Consider the following 20,708-nt stretch of genomic DNA (forward strand, 5'->3'; position numbering starts at 1 on the left):
GATGATCCCGTCCTCGGTCAGGTAGTTGACCGCCGCTTTACTCAGTGGTACTCCACGCTCCAGTCCGAGAATATCCACCCCTTCTTTACTGTTCAGCAGGAAGTTAATCACTTTCGCCGCCGCCTGCGGGTTTTTCGTCGATTTGCCAATCGACAACATTTGCGCGGGCTTGAAGAACAGTCCGGCGTCGGTGGCGCCCGGCAGCATCGGGTATTCCCCCAGCACCAGCTTCGCCGGCGGCTTCAGGTTATCGGAATATTTGTTGATGGTGGAGTTCCACATGTAGGTGCCGCCCCATTCACCCTGGATCCACGGCTTCATCTCGTACATGTTGCTCTTGCCGAACGAGGCATAGTAGCGGGTGTCCGGCATCACATGGTTGTCGATAAGCTTCTTATACATACCGAAGAAATCTGCCCACTGCGCTTTGCTGTAGGAAAATTTGCGCCCCTTCTCATCGATGGCCGGCTGATTGTATTTTTGCACCATATAAGAGTTGAGCAGCGCCAGCACGTCCTGGTGTTCGAGCACGACCGGGTAGTACTGTTTCCCGAGCTTGCTTTCGAAGGTTTTGCCCGCCGCCATAAGCTCATCCCAGGTTTTCGGGAAGGCGATGCCCGCCTTTTTCCACGCTTCGTCGTTAAAGTAGAAGACGCGGGCGGTGACGGAAATGGGAATACCGTTAAGCTTGCCGTTGACCGTGGTGGACTGCAGCTCTTTGGCATCGAACTGGCTGAGGTCGATCTCGTCTTTCAGGGTATTGAGATCGTAAAAGCCCTCGCCATTTTTCGAAAAGATCGGCAACCAGTTCCAGTTGGTCTGCATCACGTCAGGCTCAGTGCCGCCGGCAATCTGGGTGGTCAGGCGCGAAAGATGGCCGTCCCAGCCGGTGTATTCTGCTTTGACGTTAATGTCGGGATGTTGTTTGTGGAATTCCTCCAGCGCCTTGAGGGTGACCTGATGGCGGCCGTTGCCCCCCCACCAGGACATACGCAGGTCGACATCCTTCGCCATTGACGGTAATGCGGTAAGGCCCAGAGTGGCGGAGATGACGGCGCTTAAAAGCACGTTTTTCATTTTAATACTCCAGTGTTCACAGAGAGAGGTTCTGTTCGGTTTTCGCGTCAAAGATGTGACACTTATTGAGATCAAATTTGAAATACACCTTGCGATGAAGGCCCTTCTCGAGCATGGGTTTCGCTTCATCGGACGGCACGCGGGCGGTCAGCTCATAATCAGCAACCTTCAGATAAACAAAGAATTCATGTCCCATGTTTTCCACACGTACCATTTCACCCGTGCAGGAACCCTCGGCAAAGGGTTCATCGGAGAGAGAGACAAACTCCGGGCGCACGCCAAAGAAAACCTGCTGATTCTTATGGGTCTCAACTTTGCTTTGCAGCAGGTCGTTGAGCGGCAGTCGCTGATCGCCCAGCGTCAGATGCAGGCGACCGTCGTGCTCAACCAGCTGGCTGGGGCGAATATTCATCTCCGGCGCGCCGATGAACCCGGCGACAAACATATTTTTCGGCTGGTGGTAGAGATTGTCTGGCGTATCAACCTGCATAATGTGGCCGAGCTTCATCACGCAGATGCGGTCGCCCATGGTCATCGCTTCCGTCTGATCGTGGGTGACGTAGACGGTGGTCGCCGGTTTGCCGGATTTTTTCAACTGCTTATGCAGATCGGAAATGCGGATCCGCATCGAGGCGCGCAGTTTGGCGTCAAGGTTGGAGAGCGGTTCGTCGAACAGGAAAACGTCCGGTTTTTTGACGATCGCCCGACCCACCGCCACGCGCTGCGCCTGGCCGCCGGAGAGCTGGCGCGGCAGGCGATCGAGCAGTTCTTCCAGTTCGAGAATTTTCGCCGCTTCGTCCACCTGTCTGTCGATTTGCGCCTTCGGCAGCTTGCTCAGCTTCAGGCCGAAGGCGAGGTTTTCGCGCACCGTCATATGCGGATAGAGGGCGTAGTTCTGGAACACCATCGCGATGCCACGTGATTTTGGCGCCAGGTTGTTGACGATTTTGTCCCCAATCCGCACCTCGCCGCCGCTGATGGTTTCCAGACCCGCCAGCATGCGCAGGGTGGTCGATTTGGCGCAGCCGGAGGGGCCGACGATCACCATAAATTCGCCATCGGCAATCTTCAGGTCGATACCATGCACCGCTTTAAACCCGTTGGAGTAAACTTTTTCCAGTTTGTTGAAAATGACTTCAGCCATGATATTTCCCTCTTAACCTTTGATTCCGCTGCTGGTCACGCCCTGCACGAAGTAGCGTTGAGCCAGGAAGAAGACAATGATGGACGGCAGAATGGAGATACTCGCCATTGCCAGAATTTCGTTCCACGGCGCGCCTTCCGTGACGTCGATGGACATTTTTAGCGCCAGCGCGATGGGATACTTATCGACGCTGTAGACGTAGATCAGCGGGCCGATAAAGTCGTTCATCGACCACATGAACTGGAACAGAGCCACCGAGATAATGGCCGGCTTGAGGATCGGCACGACCACGTACCACAGCACCTGGATGGAGTTGCAGCCGTCGATCTGCGCCGCCTCTTCCATATCGCGTGGGACGCCGCGCAGAAACTGGATCAGCATGAAGACAAAGAATCCCTGGGTGGCGAAGGCCAGCGGCAGGTACAGCGGCAGATAGCTGTTCAGCATCCCCATTTCACGGAACATCAGGTACTGCGGGATCAGCAGGACGGTGCTCGGCAGCAGCATGGTGGTGATGAGCGTTGCGAACCAGAACTTCTTCCACGGGATTTCAAAGCGTGCAAAGCCGTACGCCACGATGGTGGAGGAGATGATCGTTAACACCACCTTCGGGATCACATACTTAAAGGTGTTAAGCATATAGTGGCCGAAATGGTATTCGGTGCCGGTTTTCCAGCCATTAATAAACCCGTCCCAGGTCGCGTGGGCAGGCCACAGTCCGAGGGTGGTGAAGATCTCATGGTTCGGCTTGAACGAGGCGGAGAACATCCACGCCAGCGGGTAGAGCATCAGCAGGCCGACGAATATCAACACGACGTAGCGTACCACCCGACTCACCTTTTCCCGACGCAGCGTACGAGCGACCTCACGATCGGCGTTGCTCATTACCGGTGCCATCTGTTGAATATCAGCCATTTTTGCCTCCCTTATCGGCGGAGTAGAAGACCCAGTATTTCGATGATTTAAAGGCTATCGATGCAAAGACCGCGACGACGAGGAACAGCACCCACGCCAGCGCGGCGCCATAGCCCATGTCGAAGTACTTAAAGGCGGTATCGTAGATATAGAGTGAGAACAGGTAGGTGTAATAGGTTGGGCCGCCGCCGGTTATCACGTACGGGCCGGTAAACTCCTGGAACGCCTGAGTGGTCTGCATAATAAAGTTGAAGAAAATGACCGGAGTGATCAGCGGCACGGTGACCTTCATGAACATCTGCCACTTTGAGGCGCCGTCGATCATCGCCGCCTCATACTGCGACTGCGGAACGTTCTGCAGCGCGGCGAGGAAGATGACCATCGCGGAACCAAACTGCCAGACGCGCAGCAGGGTGACCGACATCAGCGCCAGCGAAGGCTCCCCCAGCCAGTTGACGGCATCGATGCCAAAGACGGCGAGGAAGCTATTCAGCAGGCCGTCAATGGCGAACAGGGCGCGCCACAGTACCGCAATAGCCACTGAGCTGCCGAGAATCGACGGAATGTAGTAGGCGGTACGGAAAAAGCCGATGCCGCGCAGTTTGAAATTGAGCACAAAAGCAATGCCGAGGGCGAAAGCCAGTTTTAAGGGAATAGTTAAAAAAACGTAGGCAAAGGTCACGCCCATCGATTTCCAGAACAGGCTGTCCTCGGTCAACATATAGCGATAGTTTTCGATGCCGTTAAATACCGGCGGGCTCATCAAGTCGTACTCAGTAAAACTGAGAAAGAAAGATGAAACAAAGGGAAAAGCGGTAAAGACGATCAGCCCGATGATATAGGGTGATATCCATGCCAATCCCAGCAGCTTGTTTTCATTCATACATACCTACCTGGCTTACGAGTTGTAATACGGATTCGGTGACGCGGCGCTGTCGGCCTTTTCGCCTGACAACGCAAAAATGTCTGAACGCTTCCTCTGATTAACATGTCCTTGTTAATGAATGGGTTATTATTTAAGTGAGCCAGCAAGTGGCGTGCTGTCAGGCTCGCTTTTATGCTGCTCTATTTTTTATAAAACACCGTTTTAATTTCATTTTATTGCGATTTATTTCTGCGTCATGCAGATCAGGATGGAAATGTGATCAAAGTCGAAACGATGTTTCAAAAAGGTGAGGTGGTAAGCATTTTAGGGGGCTGCGGGAGCCTGAAAAGAATGAAGGTTCAGCGTTAACTGAGTGAAAAATATTATTACCAGGATAATGATTGTGACGGCATCTTTTTTAATGCCTGCGGTAACTCTTAAACCGGGGGCGGTAAACGCCCCCATCATGGATCAGCGTGAGAGAAAATCTTCGCGGACCGGCGTGAAGGTATCGAGCAGCGTGCCGGGCTGCAGGCAGACGCAGCCGTGCATGATCCCTGGCTGCTTATACAACGTATCGCCGGCACTGACGACGCGCGTCTCCTCGCCGATGGTGAATTCAAACTCACCGGAGAGCACATAGGTGAGCTGTTCGTGGGGATGGTTATGCATCGGGCCGACGGCGCCGGCGGCAAAATTCACCTCCACGGCCATCATTTTTCCGTCGTGGGCCAGAATGCGGCGGGTTACGCCATTGCCGAGGTCTTCAAGGGTGGTGTCTTTATGGAAAATAAACATCGGGCGGTCCTGTTGTTAAAGTGAAACATTGTTTCATTTAACTTATCCCACTCTTCATGAAAAAGAAATACGCGGCCAGAGAAGTGGAAAGTTGATCACAAGTTTGCTTCACTGGCAGAAACGACATAAGGAGCAGAAGATGAAAACCATTGGCCTGTTAGGCGGCATGAGCTGGGAGTCCACGATCCCCTATTATCGGTTGATCAATGAGGGCGTTAAGGCGCGACTGGGCGGCCTGCACTCTGCCAGCCTGGTGCTGCACAGCGTCGATTTTCACGACATCGAAGCCTGCCAGTCCGCCGGCGACTGGGATCGCGCCGGGGAGATCCTTGCTGAAGCCGCGGTTGGGCTGCAGCAGGCGGGGGCCGAAGGCATTGTCCTGTGCACCAACACTATGCATAAAGTCGCGGATGCCATCGCCGCCCGCTGCCAGGTTCCCTTCCTGCATATTGCCGATGCCACCGGGCGGGCGATTGCTGCCAAAGGCCAGCGCCGGGTCGCGCTGCTGGGCACCCGCTATACCATGGAGCAGACCTTTTACCGCGGTCGTCTGCAGGAGCAGTTTGCCATCGAGACGCTGATCCCCGAGGCTGACGATCGGGCGCGGATCAATCAGATCATCTTCGATGAACTCTGTCTCGGCACCTTCAGCGAGGCGTCGCGGGATTATTATCTGCAGGTGATCGCCGCCCTGGCGGAGCAGGGGGCGGAAGGGGTTATTTTCGGCTGTACGGAAATTGGCCTGCTGGTGCCTGCCGAGCTCAGCCCGCTGCCGGTCTTTGACACTGCGGCGATCCACGCAGAAGACGCGGTCAACTTTATGCTCTCTGCAGGACCGACGCCAGCGGCGTGAGGATCTGCGGCAGACTCTCCTGCAGGTGTGCAACAAAGGCGTCGACCAGCGCCGATCGCGGGCGGTGGAGGGGGCGGATCAGGCTGACGGTAAACGGCACCTCGACGCTAAAGCGGCGCACCACCACGCCGCTATCGGCATAGTCCAGAGCGGTCAAGGGATTCACCACCGAGATCCCGGCGCCGGCGCGCACCATGGCGCAGATCGAGGCCGCGCTGTGGGTTTCGACCACCATCCGCCGTTTAACCTGATGCTCAAGGAACAGGGCGTCGAGCAGCTGGCGATAGCTGTCGGTGCGCGACAGGCTGATGTAGTTTTCGCCCTGAAAATCGGCGGGGGTCAGCGTCGTCTGCACCGCCAGCGGATGGCCGGCAGGCAGCACGCAGACTTCATTCAGCGTCAGCAGCGGGGTGCGTTCGGTGCCCGCCGGGGTATGCAGGGTCTCCGTCAGGCCGAGGTCATGGCGCTGGGCGGAGAGCCACTCCTCCAGCAGCGGCGACTCCTGGGGGACGATCTGCAGGCTGACCTCCGGGTAGCGAGCGAGAAAGGGCGGCAACAGCAGCGGCAGAAAGGACTGGGAAAAGACCGGCAGGCAGGCGATCGACAGCTCGCCCTGGCGGAACTCGCGCAGGCTCTCGGCGGCGCTGACGATGCGGTCCAGGCCGTACCAGGAACGCTGAACCTCCTCAAACAAACGCAGGCCCTGCACCGTCGGCTGCAGGCGACCGCGGGTCCGTTCAAACAGCTTCAGGCCGAGCACTTTCTCAAAGCGCGCCAGCTCGCGGCTGACCGTGGGTTGCGAGGTGTGCAGCATCCGCGCCGCTTCGGTCAGATTGCCGGTGGTCATCACTGCGTGAAAGATTTCGATATGACGCAAATTAACGGCTGGCATGCGGTCTCCATGAGGCTCGGCTGTAACCATATCATTTTTGCATAGAGTCGCGATAAAACGATATTTTTTATTCGTCCGCCACTGTGGCGTAATCGAAAAAAAACAGCGACCAACACACGCACTGCACCGGAGTTCTTATGCCACACTCGCTTTACGCCACCGATACTGACCTGACCGCGGATAACCTGCTGCGCCTGCCCGCGGAATTTGGCTGTCCAGTCTGGGTCTATGATGCGCAGATTATTCGCCGCCAGATTGCCCAGCTCAGCCAGTTTGACGTGGTACGTTTTGCGCAAAAAGCCTGCTCTAACATTCATATTCTGCGTCTGATGCGTGAGCAGGGGGTGAAGGTGGACTCGGTGTCGCTGGGGGAGATCGAGCGGGCGCTGGCGGCGGGCTACGATCCGCAGCAGAATCCAGAGGATATCGTCTTTACCGCCGATCTGATCGACGACGCCACCCTCGATCGGGTGAAAGCGTTACAGATCCCGGTGAACGCCGGCTCGATCGACATGCTGAGCCAGCTGGGCGAGGTGTCGCCGGGCCATCGCGTCTGGCTGCGCGTCAACCCGGGCTTTGGTCACGGCCACAGCCAGAAAACCAATACCGGCGGGGAGAACAGCAAGCATGGTATCTGGTACAGCCACCTGCCGGCGGCGCTGGAAGTGATGCGTCGCTATCAGCTGCAGCTGGTCGGGATCCATATGCATATTGGCTCTGGCGTTGACTACGGTCACCTGGAGCAGGTGTGCGGCGCGATGGTGCGTCAGGTCGTCGACTTTGGCCAGGATCTGCAGGCCATCTCCGCCGGCGGCGGTCTGTCGATTCCTTACCGCGAAGGCGAAGAGGCCATCGACACCGCCCACTATTATGGCCTGTGGAACCGCGCCAGGGAGCAGATCGCGGCCCATCTGGGGCACCCGGTGAAACTGGAGATTGAACCCGGACGCTTCCTGGTGGCCGAGTCCGGCGTGCTGGTGTCGCAGGTGCGCAGCGTGAAAGAGATGGGCAGCCGTCACTTTGTGCTGATTGACGCCGGCTTTAACGACCTGATGCGCCCGGCAATGTACGGTAGCTATCACCATATCACCGCTCTGGCGGCGGATGGTCGCGAGCTCAGCGCCGCGCCGCAGGTGGAAACCGTGGTGGCCGGGCCGCTGTGCGAATCCGGGGACGTCTTTACCCAGCAGGAAGGGGGCAAAGTCGAGACCCGCCTGCTGCCGGCGGTGGTGCCTGGGGACTATCTGGTGCTCCATGACACCGGCGCCTACGGGGCTTCGATGTCATCCAACTATAACAGCCGTCCGCTGCTGCCGGAGGTGCTGTTTGATGGCGGCAAGGCGCGGCTGATCCGCCGTCGCCAGACCATTCAGGAGCTGCTGGCCTTAGAGCTTATTTAAAAAAAGGTCCCGTCGTTACCGACTCGCGCAACACCAGCGTGCCGGTAAACGGCGGGATCGTTTCTATCGGCTGCTGGTTAGCAAGCTTGATCGCCTGATCGATAGCCGTGGTGATCATGTTGTCGATCGGCAGATAGACCGTCGACAGCCCCGGCTCCAGCCATTTCGCGCTTGGCGCATCGTCGAAGCCAAACAGCGACACATCCTGCGGAATACGCAGCCCCGCCTGATGCAGCGCCTTTGACGCCCCCAGCGCCATATCATCGTTACAGGAAAACAGCGCGCTGAAGCGGGCTTTCTCGTCCAGCAGTTCCCGGCACAGTTCGTAGCCGCGGGTCATCGTCGAGTCCCCGTACTTCACCCGGCTCGGATCCCACTCAATACCATGTTTTATCAGCGCGTTGCGGTAGCCCTGCAGGCGAGCCTGGCCGGTAGGGGTGTGCATCGGGACGGTCATGCAGGCGATATCGCGGTGGCCCTGGGTAATCAGATACTCCACGGCCTGAAAGGCGGCTTCCTGCTGCTCGAAGAACACGCAGCGTTCGCGGGCCTGCGCCACATCGCGGTTAATCACCACCAGCGGCATGGCGATCGAATTAATCAGCGACATGATCGCCTTCTCACTCATGTGCCGGGTATAGAGGATGATCGCATCGCATTGCCGGTCGGCGAGCATCTGCACCGCTTCCTCTTCGCGCTCCGGCGTATCATGGCCGTCAGTGACGATAAGCTGCTTTCCCCAGGCTTCCGTCTGGCGTGACGCCTGCTGCAGCAGACGGCCAAAGTAGAAGCCGTCGAAGGTGGAGACGACCAGCCCAATACTATTGCTGGTCTGATTGGCCAGCGAGCGTGCGAGAAAATTCGGCCGGTAGCCCAGCTCTTCCATCGCTTTAAAGACTTGTTGGCGGGTGCTCTCTTTCACCTGACCTGTGCCGTTCAACACGCGGGAAACCGTCGCTTTCGAGACGCCTGCGCGAATTGAGACATCCAGCATTGTAGCCATTCATCGATTCCTGATTTCACGTGGTAAAGCGCAGTTTATCACAGACCGAAAAGGGACATATCGACGGGGCGGGGCGGAAAAACCATCGCGATCACGCTTTTGGCAGGAACTGACGAGCCGGCATAGTCTGGTATGCCAATGTCGATTCTATCGGATATTTGGGATACCACAGTGCGCGTTGCGAGCGCTGTCACAGAACTATTTTTGCCTGGCGACTATGTTTTGGTATGCCAAAAGTCTCTGGCTGTTCACCTGGCCGCAATAAGCCCTTTACTCTGAGGTACTCTTTTATGGCATTACAGGACAAACTGATCGACGCGCTGGGGCGTTTCGCGACGACATTCAACAGCTATCGCTACATTATGGCGATCAAATCGGCGTTTATTACTCTGATGCCGGTGATCATCGTCGGGGCCTTTTCGGTACTGATCTCCAATATGGTGCTGGATCCGAAGAATGGGCTCGCCAGCTTTTCCTCGCTCTCCTTTCTTGCGGCGCTGAAGCCGATCACCAGCGCGCTTAACTACGCCACGCTCAACTTCCTCAATATCGGCGCCGTGTTTCTGATCGGTATTGAGCTGGGGCGGATCAACGGCATCAAAAGCCTGTTTCCCGGCCTGCTGGCGGTGATCTGCTTTATCTGCGTCACGCCGACGACGGTGGAGATGATGGTCGATGGCCAGATGCACGTGGTGAAAGATGTCCTGCTGCGCCAGTTCTCCGATACCCGCAGCCTGTTCCTCGGGATGTTCATCGCCATTCTGTCAGTGGAGATTTACTGCTGGCTGGAGGGGCGCAAGGGACTGAAAATTAAAATGCCGGATACCGTGCCGCCGAACGTTTCCGCCTCTTTTTCGGCACTGATCCCGGCGATCATCACCACCACCGCGATCGCCACCCTGGGTTTTCTCTTTCACCAACTGACGGGAATGTATCTGTACGATGCGGTCTACCAGGTGGTGCAGCAGCCGCTGGAGCGGGTGGTGCAGAGCCTGCCGGGGATCCTGCTGCTGATGTTCGTCGCCCAGCTGTTCTGGGTGATCGGCATTCACGGCAACCAGATGATCAAGCCGATCCGCGAGCCGCTGCTTCTGGGGGCGATCACCGTCAATATGAGCGCTTTTGAGCAGGGAAAAGAGGTACCGAACATTATCACGATGCCCTTCTGGGACGTCTACATGAGCATCGGCGGCTCGGGGCTGACCATCGGCCTGCTGATTGCGGTGATGATCGCCACGAAGCGCAAAGAGATGAAAGAGATCGCCAAGCTGTCGATAGGTCCGGGGCTGTTCAATATTAACGAGCCGGTGATCTTCGGGATGCCGATCATGCTCAACCCGATCCTCGCTATCCCGTTTATCATCACCCCGCTGGTGACCGGCAGCATCGGCTATTTCGCCACCCTGACCGGCTTCGCCGGCAAGGCGGTAGTGATGGTGCCCTGGACCACGCCGCCGCTGATCAACGCCTGGCTCTCCACCGCCGGCTCGATGGGGGCGGTGGTGACCCAGCTTATCTGCATCGTGACCGCGGTGCTTATCTATCTGCCTTTCGTCAAAATCGCCTCCCGCCGTGCCGATGCCGCACAGCGTCAGGCCGACAATCAACAGACCGCCAACCCTGTCTGAGGAGCCTATGACTACCGTACGGATGACCATTCCCGATGATTTTATCCTTGGCGCGGCGGCTTCCGCCTGGCAGACCGAGGGCTGGAGCGGGAAAAAACCGGGGCAGGACTCCTGGCCCGATCTCTGGTACAAAAACGACCGCCACGTCTGGCATAACGGCTATGGCCCGGCGGTGGCCACCGATTTTATCAACCGCTTTCAGGAAGATGTGCAGTTGATGAAGCTGGCCGGGCTGACCCACTACCGCACCTCAATCAACTGGTCGCGCTTTCTGACCGACTATGAAAACGTCACGGTGGATGAGGAGTATGCGGCCTATTACGACCAGCTGTTCGATGCGCTGCTGGCCAACGGCATCACGCCGATGATCTGCCTTGAGCATTATGAATTGCCCGGCTATCTGCTGGAAAAGTATGGCGGCTGGGGGTCGAAAACGGTGGTCGAGCTGTTTGTGCGCTACGCGGAGCAGGTCTTTGCCCGCTACCACCCGAAGGTGACCCGCTGGTTTACCTTTAATGAGCCAATTGTGGTACAGACCCGGGTCTATCTGGATGCCCTGCGCTGGCCCTATGAGCAGAACACCAGCACCTGGATGCAGTGGAACTATCATAAGGTGCTGGCGACCGCCAGCGTCGTGAAGCGGTTTCGCGAGCTCGGCTATCCCGGGACCGTCGGCTGCATCCTCAATCCGGAGGTGACCTACCCACGCTCACGCGCCCCCCATGACCTGCGCGCGGCGGAGATCTACGATCTGTTCTACAACCGCATGTTCCTCGACCCGCTGGTGCACGGGGTCTGGCCGCCGGAGCTTCTTGCACTGCTCGAACAGCATCAGGTGACGTGGGACGCCAGCGAGGAGGATCTGGCGATTATTCGCGAGCACACCGTCGATGAGCTGGGGATTAATCTTTACTACCCGCACCGGGTCAAAGCCCCGTCGCGGGCCTGGCATCCGCATACCCCGTTTCATCCGGCCTGGTATTATGAGCCGTTTGAGCTGCCCGGCCGGCGAATGAACGCCTCCCGCGGCTGGGAAATCTACCCGCAAATCATCTTTGATATGGCGATGCGGATCAAAAATGACTATCGCAACATCCCCTGGTTCGTGGCGGAGAGTGGGATGGGGGTGGAAAACGAAGGCCAGTTCCGTAATCGCGAAGGCACCATCGATGACAGTTACCGCATCCGTTTTATCAGCGAACATCTGTGGCACACCCTGCGCGCCCGCGAGGCAGGGGCCAACTGCCAGGGCTATATGCTGTGGGCGTTTACCGACAACGTGTCGCCGATGAACGCCTTTAAAAACCGCTACGGGCTTATCGAAATCGACCTGCAAAACCATCGCGCCCGGCGACCCAAAGCCTCGGCGCACTGGTTTCGTCAGCTGGGCGAACGGCGTGAACTGGTGCTGGATATCGATGATGAATACCGCTAGCCGGGGGCAATATTTGCTAAGATAGCGGCGTATTTGACTCGCAGGCATGTAACGCACAGGTGATTTTGTGGAAAAAGCGATAATTCCGCCGGAAAAGAAGCCCTATCAGGAGATTGGTGATGACTTACGCGCCCAGATCGCGCAGGGGCGCTACCCGGTCGGGTCGCGTTTGCCGCCGGAACGCCATATTGCCGAAACCTACGGCGTCAGCCGGACCATCGTGCGCGAAGCGCTGCTGATGCTGGAGCTGCAGGGGACGGTGGATATTCGTCAGGGATCCGGGGTGTACGTCATGCGTATTCCCCATGAAAACGACAGCGAAGAGGAGCAACTGCTCAGCAGCGACGTCGGTCCGTTTGAAATTCTGCAGGCGCGCCAGCTGCTGGAGAGTAATATCGCCGCCTTTGCCGCGAAAATGGCCACCCGCGCCGATATCGACAATCTGAAGCGGATTGTCGAGCAGGAGCAGCGGGCTATCGCCCTCAACGACACCGCGCAGGATAACGCTCGTCTGTTCCATCTGGTGCTGGCCGGGGCGACGCAGAACCAGATGCTGCTGGCGACGGTGGAGCGGATCTGGCTGCAGATGGACAGCAGCCCACTGTGGCAGCAGTTCAATGTGCATATTGCCAGCCGCGCCTGGCGGCTGAAGTGGCTCGGTGACCGACAGACGCTGCTCGCCGCGCTGCGGCGTCGCGATGTGATGGGCGCCTGGCAGGCGATGTGGCAGCATCTGGAAAACGTCAAAAACAGTCTGCTGGAGCTGTCCGATGAAGACGCCCCCGACTTTGACGGCTATCTGTTCGACTCGGTGCCGATTTTTCAGGGGAAGCTGGTATGACGATCCTGCCGCTGTACGCTGCGCCGCAGTACGCCCCGCAGGTAACCGACTGGCTGTGGCACGCCTTTGGCGGCGAGACGCTGCCGCGGGAGTTTTTCGCCAGCATTGTGCAGCATAGCCAGACGGCGGAGGCGCTGCCATTGACCTTTATTGCCGTGGAAGGCGAGCAGTTGCTCGGCACGATTGGCCTCTGGCGCTGCGACTTGATCAGCCGCCAGGATCTGTTTCCCTGGCTGGCGGCGCTGTACGTCGCGCCCGTCGCCCGCGGTCAGGGGCTGGCCGGAAAACTGCAGCGGCATGTGATCGATTATGCCCGCCGCGCGGGCTTTCGGGAGCTCTATCTCTACTCCGCCTGCCGGGATTTCTATGAACGCTTCGGCTGGCGCTACATCGGCGAGGGGCTGGATTACCCGGCCACCGCCGTGCATCTCTATCGCTACGATTTATCGCCTTCCAGCGGGGCGACCACCGAGTGACGGCGCACCAGCGTCGGGCTGAACAGGTGGGTGATCTCCGGGGCCGGGCGGTACTCCGCCAGGGCTAAGGCCAGCTCGGCCGCCTGGGTCGCCATGGTGACGATCGGGTAGCGGACAGTGGTCAGCCGCGGACGGACATAGCGCGAAATCAGGACATCGTCGAAGCCAATCAGCGAAATTTCCCGCGGGACGTCGATGCCGTTGTCGTTGAGTACGCCCATCGCGCCGGCGGCCATCGAGTCGTTATAGCAGGCGACGGCGCTAAAGTGGCGGCCGCGGCCAAGCAGTTCGGTCATTGCCAGTTCGCCGCCGCTTTCATCCGGTTCAGCAAAGGCGACCAGCCGGTCATTGCACGGCAGGCCGCTCTCTTCCAGCGCCGCGTAGTACCCCTGCAGTCGATCTTCCGCATCGGAGATATGGTGGTTTGAGCACAGATAGCCGATACGCGTGTGCCCCTGCTGGATCAAATGACGGGTCGCCAGCCAGGCGCCATAGCGGTCGTCCAGCGCCACGCAGCGGGTTTCATACCCGGGCAGGATGCGGTTGATCAGCACCATGCCGGGGATCTGCTTCATTAACCCCGCCAGTTCCTCATCGGGGATCATTTTGGCGTGCACCACCAGCGCCGCGCAGCGGTGGCGGATCAACTGCTCTATCGCCTGGCGTTCCTTCTGCACGTTGTGGTAGCCATTGCCAATCAGCAAAAAGTTGCCGGTGCGGTAGGCCACCTGTTCGACGGCTTTGACCATCGCGCCGAAGAAGGGGTCGGAGACATCACCCACCACCAGGCCGACGGTTTCCGTTGACTGCTGGGCCAGGGCCCGGGCGTTCGCATTGGGATGATAGTTCAGGGTTTCCATCGCCGCGCCCACGGACTGACGCGAGGCTTCGCTGGCTTTGGGAGAGTTATTGATGACGCGGGAGACGGTAGCGACGGAGACTCCTGCGAGTCGGGCTACATCCTTAATTGTCGCCATACCATGCCTTTTATAGGGTAAGCGTTTACATACTGCTATGTTACGGGAAAGAGCGGCAGATTCAAGGCGCGGCGGCGAAGGAATGGCGCAAATGTGATTCAGACCGGGCTTATGGGTAACCTGTTTACATTGACGTCATCGCTAATTGAAACCGACGCAGGGAAATACAAACCTTTGCTTACACTTTGCGATGCGCTGTTGCGAATGTTCGCTGGTTTGTTCGCGGACCCGGTTGATATTCTGGCTATCCCAGAGGTATTGATAGGTGGAGTCAACGTCACGTTGACCACTTTACTTACACCAGCCTGCGCAGATGCGCAGGTTTTTTTTTGCCCGCTATCGGCGTTGTTACAGATAGCGAAAATCGTAATACCTGGTTGCACTTAGGCTCACTCCCTTGCGTTTTCCCGCTGGCCCGTTACGGCCAAAAAACGCGACAATCGAGATCCCAGAGGTATTGATAGGTGAGTTTCTTAGGTACGCTCTTCGTACTGAACGTCTTACACCGACCTGCGCGGATGCGCAGGTTTTTTTTATTCCGAAAATCTCCCCGCTGCACTGCTTTCCCATGCCTTCTCGTGTAACCTGCTTTGACTCATCACCGGTCATATGGAGTTGTTATGCTTTTGGGATTTTTCAGACTGCTGTTCAAGGGGTTATACCGGGTCAGACTGACCGGCGACACGCAGGCTTTATACCAGCAAAAGGTCTTAATTACCCCGAACCACGTCTCTTTCCTCGACGGCATTCTGCTGGCGCTGTTTTTGCCGGTCCGACCGGTTTTTGCGGTCTATACCTCAATCAGCCAGCGCTGGTTTATGCGCGCGCTGACGCCGATTATCGATTTTGTACCGCTGGACCCGACCAAACCGATGTCGATCAAACATCTGGTGCGGCTGATTGAGCAGGGGCGGCCGGTGGTTATCTTCCCGGAAGGGCGAATTTCGGTTAGCGGCTCGCTGATGAAAATTTATGACGGCGCCGCCTTTGTCGCCGCCAAATCGCAGGCGACCATCGTGCCGCTACGCATTGACGGCGCCGAACTGACGCCCTTCAGCCGGCTGAAGGGGCTGGTGAAGCGTCGCCTGTTCCCGCGTATTCAGCTGCATCTGCTGCCGCCCACCCATCTGCCGATGCCCGAGGCGCCGCGCGCCCGCGACCGGCGGAAAATCGCCGGGGAAATGCTGCATCAAATCATGATGGAAGCCCGGATGGCAGTGCGTCCGCGGGAAACCCTGTATGAATCGCTGCTGGCGGCACAGGACCGCTTCGGCGCGCGCAAACCCTGCGTGGAGGATATCAACTTCCAGCCGGATACCTATCGCAAGCTGCTGACCAAAACCCTGTTTGTCGCCCGCATTCTGGAAAAATACAGCCAGCGGGGCGAAAAGATTGGCCTGATGCTGCCTAACGCCGGCATCAGCGCGGCGGTGATTTTCGGCGCTATCGCCCGCGGGCGTATTCCGGCGATGATGAACTATACCGCCGGGGTGAAAGGGCTCAGCAGCGCGATAGCCGCCGCGGAAATCAACACTATTTTTACCTCACGCACCTTCCTCGATAAAGGCAAACTCTGGCATCTGCCGGAGCAACTGACCCAGGTGCGCTGGGTATTCCTCGAAGATCTTAAAGGTGATATCACCCTCGCTGACAAACTATGGATTTTCGGACATCTGCTGGCGCCGCGTCTGGCGCAGGTTAAGCAGCAGCCGGAAGACGCGGCGATGATCCTCTTCACCTCCGGCTCGGAGGGCAATCCGAAAGGGGTGGTGCACAGCCATAAGAGCCTGCTGGCCAACGTCGAGCAGATCAAAACTATCGCCGACTTTACCGCCAACGACCGCTTTATGTCGGCGCTGCCGCTGTTCCACTCCTTTGGCCTCACCGTCGGCCTGTTGACGCCGCTGTTTACCGGGGCAGAAGTGTTTCTCTATCCCAGCCCGCTGCACTATCGCGTGGTGCCGGAGCTGGTCTACGATCGCAACTGCACGGTGCTGTTCGGTACCTCGACCTTCCTCGCCAACTATGCCCGCTTCGCTAATCCGTATGATTTCTATCGCCTGCGCTATGTGGTCGCCGGGGCGGAGAAGCTGCAGGAGAGCACCAAACAGCTGTGGCAGGATAAATTCGGCCTGCGCATTCTCGAAGGCTATGGCGTGACCGAGTGCGCGCCGGTGGTATCGATTAACGTACCGATGGCGGCGAAGGTCGGCACCGTGGGCCGTATCCTGCCGGGGATGGACGCCCGCCTGCTGGCGATGCCAGGCATTGAGCAAGGGGGGCGGCTGCAGCTAAAAGGGCCGAACATCATGAAAGGCTACCTGCGGGTGGAAAACCCCGGGGTGCTGGAAGCGCCAGCGGCGGAAAACCAGCACGGCGAGAAGGAAGCGGGCTGGTATGACACCGGCGATATCGTCACCTTCGACGAGCAGGGCTATGTTCGCATCCAGGGCCGCGCGAAGCGCTTTGCCAAAATCGCCGGCGAGATGATCTCCCTCGAGATGGTGGAGCAGGTGGCCCTCGGCGCGTCGCCGGACAAAATGCACGCCACGGCGATTAAGCAGGACGCCAGCAAAGGCGAGGCGCTGGTGCTGTTTACCACCGATAATGAACTGACTCGCGAAGCCCTGCTGCGCTACGCTCGCCAGCACGGAGTACCGGAGCTGGCGGTACCGCGAGATATACGCTGGCTGAAGCAACTGCCGGTGCTGGGCAGCGGCAAGCCAGACTATGTCACCCTGAAAAACATGGTCGACGAGGCGGAAACAACCCATGAGTGAGTCAGTACATACTAACCCTTCGCTGTACTCGAAAGGGATGCTGGCGGTGATCTGCGCCCAGTTCCTGTCGGCCTTCGGCGACAATGCGCTTCTCTTCGCCACCCTGGCGCTGATGAAGCAGCTCTATTATCCGGAGTGGAGCCAGCCGGTCCTGCAGATGTTGTTTGTGGGCGCTTACATTCTTTTTGCTCCTTTTGTCGGCCAGTTTGCCGATAGCTTTGCCAAAGGCCGGGTGATGATGGTGGCCAACGGTCTGAAGCTGCTCGGCGCCGGCTGCATCTGCTTCGGTGTCAATCCGTTTATCGGCTATACGCTGGTGGGGATTGGCGCCGCCGCCTATTCGCCGGCCAAGTATGGCATTCTCGGCGAACTGACTACCGGCGATAAGTTAGTGAAGGCTAACGGACTGATGGAGTCCTCGACCATCGCGGCGATCCTGCTGGGCTCCATGGCCGGCGGGATCCTCGCCGACTGGCACGTGCTGGCGGCGCTGATCGTCTGCGCGCTGGTCTACGGCGGGGCGGTAGTGGCTAACCTGTGGATACCCAAGCTGCCGGCGGCGCGCCCGGGGCAGTCGTGGCGTTTTAAGCCAATGACGCACAGCTTCTTCAGCGCCTGCCGCACGCTGTGGCGCAACGGCGAAACCCGCTTTTCGCTGATGGGGACCAGCCTGTTCTGGGGCGCTGGCGTGACCCTGCGCTTCCTGCTGGTGATCTGGGTGCCGGTGGCGCTGGGCATTACCAGCAACGCCATGCCTACCTATCTTAATGCGATGGTGGCGGTGGGGATTGTGTTGGGGGCCGGGGCGGCGGCGAAGCTGGTGACCCTGGAGACGGTATCGCGCTGTATGCCGGCGGGAATATTGATCGGTATCGCGGTGATGGCCTTTGCGGTGCAGCAGTCGCTGCTGCCGGCGTTCGGTCTGCTGTTACTGCTCGGGGTGTTCGGCGGGTTCTTTATCGTACCGTTGAACGCGCTGCTGCAGGAGCGTGGGAAACATTCGGTCGGGGCAGGTAACGCCATTGCGGTACAGAACCTGGGCGAAAACGTGGCGATGCTGCTGATGCTGGGGCTCTATTCCCTGGCGGTGAGCGTGGGCGTTCCGCCGGTCGCCGTTGGGATAGGGTTTGGCGCGGTCTTTGCCGTGGCCATCGCCGCGCTGTGGGTCTGGGGGCGGCGTAAATAACCTCCCGGCTTGCGCTGCGCTTAACCGGGCGACGGGTTCATCAATGTCTGCTCTTCGGTAGCCCGGGTGGTGGCGTATACGCCGCTACCCGGGGCTTTGCTTTCTTACGGTGCCGGGTAGGTATAAACCTGATGCACCGCCTCAATCTCCGCTAATACCTCTTCACTCAGTTCAAGCTGCAAACTTTCCACGTTGGCCTGCAGCTGCGCCATGGTCGTCGCCCCCAGCAGGGTGCTGGCGACAAATGGCTGCCGACGCACAAAGGCCAGCGCCATTTGCGCCGGATCGAGGCCGTGGCGTTTGGCGATATCCACATAGGCCGCTACCGCTTTCTGCGACTGCTCGCTGCTGTAGCGCGTAAAGCGGCTGAACAGCGTGTTACGCGCCCCTGCCGGCTTCGCGCCGTTGAGATACTTCCCGGTCAGTGTGCCGAAAGCCAGGCAGGAGTAGGCCAGCAGCTCCACGCCTTCGAACTGACTCACTTCCGCGAGGCCGACTTCAAAGCTGCGGTTCAGCAGGCTGTAAGGATTCTGAATCGTCACGATCCGCGGCAGGTCGTGCTTATCCGCCAGGTGCAGATAACGCATCACGCCGAAGGCGGTTTCGTTCGACACGCCGATGTAGCGGATCTTCCCGGCGCGCTGGAACTCGGTCAGCGCTTCGAGGGTATCCAGCAGGGTCACGGCGGGCGCGGCATCAGCCCAGGTATAACCCAGCTTGCCAAAGCAGTTGGTTGGGCGCTGCGGCCAGTGTACCTGGTACAGGTCGAGGTAATCGGTCTGCAGCCGCTTCAGGCTGGCGTGCAGCGCCTCGCGGATATTTTTGCGGTCCAGGACGTGATTGGGCCGAATGCTGCTGTCGTTATTGCGCGCGGGCCCGCTAACTTTGGAGGCCAGCACCAGCTTTTCGCGATTGCCGCGTTTCGCCAGCCAGTTGCCGACGTAGGTTTCAGTCAGCCCCTGAGTTTCCGGGCGCGGCGGGACGGGGTACATTTCGGCGACATCGATCAGATTGATGCCGTTGGCGACCGCATAGTCGAGCTGCTGATGGGCATCAGCTTCGCTGTTCTGCTCGCCAAAGGTCATGGTCCCCAGCCCGAGGGTGCTGATTTCAAGTGAACTGTGTGGGATACGGTGATACTGCATAGCCAGCTTCCTTTTTATTTATAAGGTCAGGCATTCCCCGACAAAGGAGTATCAACATGGCAGAGGGTGAGAAAAAGAGGAAGTAAAAAATCAAAAAAGCCGGGTGACGAGGAGGGGCGGTGGGTGGAACCCGCGGCGTCCTGGTGTGTCCCGACTCTTCTCAAAAGACTGGTTGTCGGTAAGCGCAGCGTCAACAGAGGCTGGGGCCGACGGGGAAAGATTAACGCTTAATGATTTGCGAAACGTCGTCACGATTGATCTGCATTTTATTACCCTGCTGATCTTCGTAACTGATTAAACCGGTATCGTCATCCACGGTAGGTTTACCGTCGGTCAGGATCATTCGCCCATCTTTGGTCGCCATGACGTAATCGCTGCTGCAACCGGAAACCGAGAACGCCAGTCCTACGGCGGAAATCAATACTGCCCATTTTTTCATCGTCATCACCTCTTGAGTAGCTGCACCCCATACCCGTCTATTAATAGCCTGATTTGTGAGACATAAAAAGCAGTAAAGTCTGAAAAAGGGTTGCAGCCTGTGACCAGGCTGCAATTTTGTGGTTTACAGCGGGTTTTTCTTATTACGCAGCAGGTTAAGGCTCTCCACCGCAATAGAGAAGAACATGGCGAAATAGATGTATCCCTTCGGCACATGAACGTCGAAACTTTCCAGCATCAGGGTAAAGCCGACGAGGATCAGAAACGACAGCGCCAGCATTTTCACCGAAGGATGGCGGTCAACAAAATCGCCGATAGGTCGCGCGGCGAACATCATCACCCCCACCGCAATCACCACCGCCGCCATCATGATGAACAGATGATCCGACAGGCCGACGGCGGTGATCACTGAATCGAGGCTAAAGATGATATCCAGCAGCATGATCTGCACGATAGCGCCGAGAAAGGAGTGGACGTTGGTCTTCAGCCCCTCTTCTTCACCTTCGATAGATTCATGGATCTCTTTACTGGCTTTCCAGATAAGGAATAGCCCACCGAGCAGCAAGATCAGGTCGCGAAACGAAATCTCCTGACCGAGGACGGTGAAGAGCGGGTTGGTCAGTTTCACTACCCAGGCGATAGAGGCCAGCAGCGCCAGGCGCATGACCATCGCGCCCATCAAACCGATCCGTCGCGCGTGGGCGCGCTGGGCGGTGGGGAGCTTGGCCACGACCAGAGAGAGAAAAATAATATTATCGATCCCGAGCACGATCTCCAGCAGCGTCAACGTGCCCAGCGCCAGCCAGGCGTTAGGATCGGTTATCCATGCAAATAACATTGTTCAAAGTCCTGCAA

General features: G+C 58.1%; 19 protein-coding genes. 8 read left to right on the forward strand and 11 right to left on the reverse strand.

The genetic code is table 11. From position 1 onward, the window contains the following. The 5 genes from CW267_RS10925 to CW267_RS10945 form a co-directional block, all read right to left on the reverse strand. Window positions 1-1,077, reverse strand: a 1,077-nt coding sequence (locus CW267_RS10925) for an ABC transporter substrate-binding protein (protein WP_101148626.1), incomplete at its 3' end; no start/stop codon positions are given. Between the two features lie 16 nt (window positions 1,078-1,093). Beyond that, window positions 1,094-2,221 (reverse strand): ABC transporter ATP-binding protein, encoded by a 1,128-nt coding sequence (locus tag CW267_RS10930; RefSeq protein ID WP_100781242.1) that lies wholly within the window; start codon window positions 2,219-2,221, stop codon window positions 1,094-1,096. 12 nt (window positions 2,222-2,233) lie between these two features. Further along, window positions 2,234-3,136: a carbohydrate ABC transporter permease gene (locus tag CW267_RS10935; protein ID WP_008806346.1), complete on the reverse strand. Its 903-nt coding sequence runs from the start codon at window positions 3,134-3,136 to the stop codon at window positions 2,234-2,236. Continuing rightward, complete coding sequence (locus CW267_RS10940) at window positions 3,129-4,019, reverse strand: carbohydrate ABC transporter permease (protein WP_004205419.1); 891 nt, start codon at window positions 4,017-4,019, stop codon at window positions 3,129-3,131. The genes CW267_RS10935 and CW267_RS10940 overlap by 8 nt, the downstream gene beginning before the upstream one ends. A 453-nt stretch (window positions 4,020-4,472) precedes the next feature. After that, window positions 4,473-4,799 (reverse strand): cupin domain-containing protein, encoded by a 327-nt coding sequence (locus tag CW267_RS10945; RefSeq protein WP_012540645.1) that lies wholly within the window; start codon window positions 4,797-4,799, stop codon window positions 4,473-4,475. 139 nt (window positions 4,800-4,938) lie between these two features. Here CW267_RS10945 and CW267_RS10950 point away from each other — a divergent pair, with 139 nt between their 5' ends. Next, a complete protein-coding gene (locus CW267_RS10950; RefSeq protein WP_012540646.1) occupies window positions 4,939-5,652 on the forward strand; it encodes an aspartate/glutamate racemase in 714 nt (237 codons plus the stop codon). On the opposite strand, the gene CW267_RS10955 is transcribed toward CW267_RS10950, so the two are convergent. Further along, window positions 5,618-6,544, reverse strand: a complete 927-nt coding sequence (locus CW267_RS10955; RefSeq protein ID WP_008806342.1) for a LysR family transcriptional regulator — start codon at window positions 6,542-6,544, stop codon at window positions 5,618-5,620. The genes CW267_RS10950 and CW267_RS10955 overlap by 35 nt on opposite strands. A gap of 137 nt (window positions 6,545-6,681) precedes the next feature. Here CW267_RS10955 and lysA point away from each other — a divergent pair, with 137 nt between their 5' ends. Beyond that, window positions 6,682-7,944, forward strand: a complete 1,263-nt coding sequence (gene lysA / locus CW267_RS10960; RefSeq protein ID WP_022064917.1) for a diaminopimelate decarboxylase — start codon at window positions 6,682-6,684, stop codon at window positions 7,942-7,944. On the opposite strand, the gene CW267_RS10965 is transcribed toward lysA, so the two are convergent. After that, complete coding sequence (locus CW267_RS10965; protein ID WP_162493303.1) at window positions 7,937-8,938, reverse strand: LacI family DNA-binding transcriptional regulator; 1,002 nt, start codon at window positions 8,936-8,938, stop codon at window positions 7,937-7,939. The two genes, lysA and CW267_RS10965, sit on opposite strands and share 8 nt — an antisense overlap. 299 nt (window positions 8,939-9,237) lie before the next feature. On the opposite strand from CW267_RS10965, the gene CW267_RS10970 reads away from it, so the two are divergent. From CW267_RS10970 to CW267_RS10985, 4 genes are all read left to right on the forward strand, one after another. Continuing rightward, window positions 9,238-10,575: a PTS sugar transporter subunit IIC gene (locus CW267_RS10970; protein WP_008806339.1), complete on the forward strand. Its 1,338-nt coding sequence runs from the start codon at window positions 9,238-9,240 to the stop codon at window positions 10,573-10,575. A 7-nt stretch (window positions 10,576-10,582) separates the two neighbouring features. After that, a complete protein-coding gene (locus tag CW267_RS10975) occupies window positions 10,583-12,010 on the forward strand; it encodes a glycoside hydrolase family 1 protein (protein ID WP_038421762.1) in 1,428 nt (475 codons plus the stop codon). A 67-nt stretch (window positions 12,011-12,077) separates the two neighbouring features. Then, window positions 12,078-12,851 (forward strand): GntR family transcriptional regulator, encoded by a 774-nt coding sequence (locus CW267_RS10980; protein WP_008806337.1) that lies wholly within the window; start codon window positions 12,078-12,080, stop codon window positions 12,849-12,851. After that, window positions 12,848-13,327, forward strand: coding sequence for a GNAT family N-acetyltransferase (locus CW267_RS10985; protein WP_023323237.1), 480 nt, complete (start codon window positions 12,848-12,850; stop codon window positions 13,325-13,327). The genes CW267_RS10980 and CW267_RS10985 overlap by 4 nt, the downstream gene beginning before the upstream one ends. Here the strand turns inward: CW267_RS10985 and galR are convergent. Next, entirely contained in the window at window positions 13,288-14,304 is a 1,017-nt protein-coding gene (gene galR, locus CW267_RS10990; protein WP_008806335.1) for an HTH-type transcriptional regulator GalR, read from the reverse strand. The two genes, CW267_RS10985 and galR, sit on opposite strands and share 40 nt — an antisense overlap. A 620-nt stretch (window positions 14,305-14,924) precedes the next feature. On the opposite strand from galR, the gene aas reads away from it, so the two are divergent. Next, the gene (aas, locus tag CW267_RS11000; RefSeq protein WP_012540651.1) at window positions 14,925-17,084 is read left to right on the forward strand and encodes a bifunctional acyl-ACP--phospholipid O-acyltransferase/long-chain-fatty-acid--ACP ligase; all 2,160 of its coding nucleotides are present in this window, start codon (window positions 14,925-14,927) and stop codon (window positions 17,082-17,084) included. Then, entirely contained in the window at window positions 17,077-18,270 is a 1,194-nt protein-coding gene (gene lplT, locus CW267_RS11005; RefSeq protein WP_012967281.1) for a lysophospholipid transporter LplT, read from the forward strand. The genes aas and lplT overlap by 8 nt, the downstream gene beginning before the upstream one ends. Window positions 18,271-18,374: 104 nt before the next feature. Here the strand turns inward: lplT and CW267_RS11010 are convergent, their stop codons facing one another. The 3 genes from CW267_RS11010 to CW267_RS11020 form a co-directional block, all read right to left on the reverse strand. Beyond that, window positions 18,375-19,415, reverse strand: coding sequence for an NADP(H)-dependent aldo-keto reductase (locus tag CW267_RS11010; RefSeq protein ID WP_008806332.1), 1,041 nt, complete (start codon window positions 19,413-19,415; stop codon window positions 18,375-18,377). A 220-nt stretch (window positions 19,416-19,635) separates the two neighbouring features. Further along, a complete protein-coding gene (locus CW267_RS11015) occupies window positions 19,636-19,854 on the reverse strand; it encodes a YgdI/YgdR family lipoprotein (protein WP_002915974.1) in 219 nt (72 codons plus the stop codon). A 123-nt stretch (window positions 19,855-19,977) separates the two neighbouring features. Further along, the gene (locus CW267_RS11020; RefSeq protein ID WP_004205441.1) at window positions 19,978-20,691 is read right to left on the reverse strand and encodes a TerC family protein; all 714 of its coding nucleotides are present in this window, start codon (window positions 20,689-20,691) and stop codon (window positions 19,978-19,980) included. Window positions 20,692-20,708 lie beyond the last annotated feature (17 nt).

The organism is Klebsiella sp. X1-16S-Nf21, from assembly GCF_002837615.1.
In the GTDB taxonomy this organism is placed as follows: domain Bacteria; phylum Pseudomonadota; class Gammaproteobacteria; order Enterobacterales; family Enterobacteriaceae; genus Klebsiella; species Klebsiella variicola.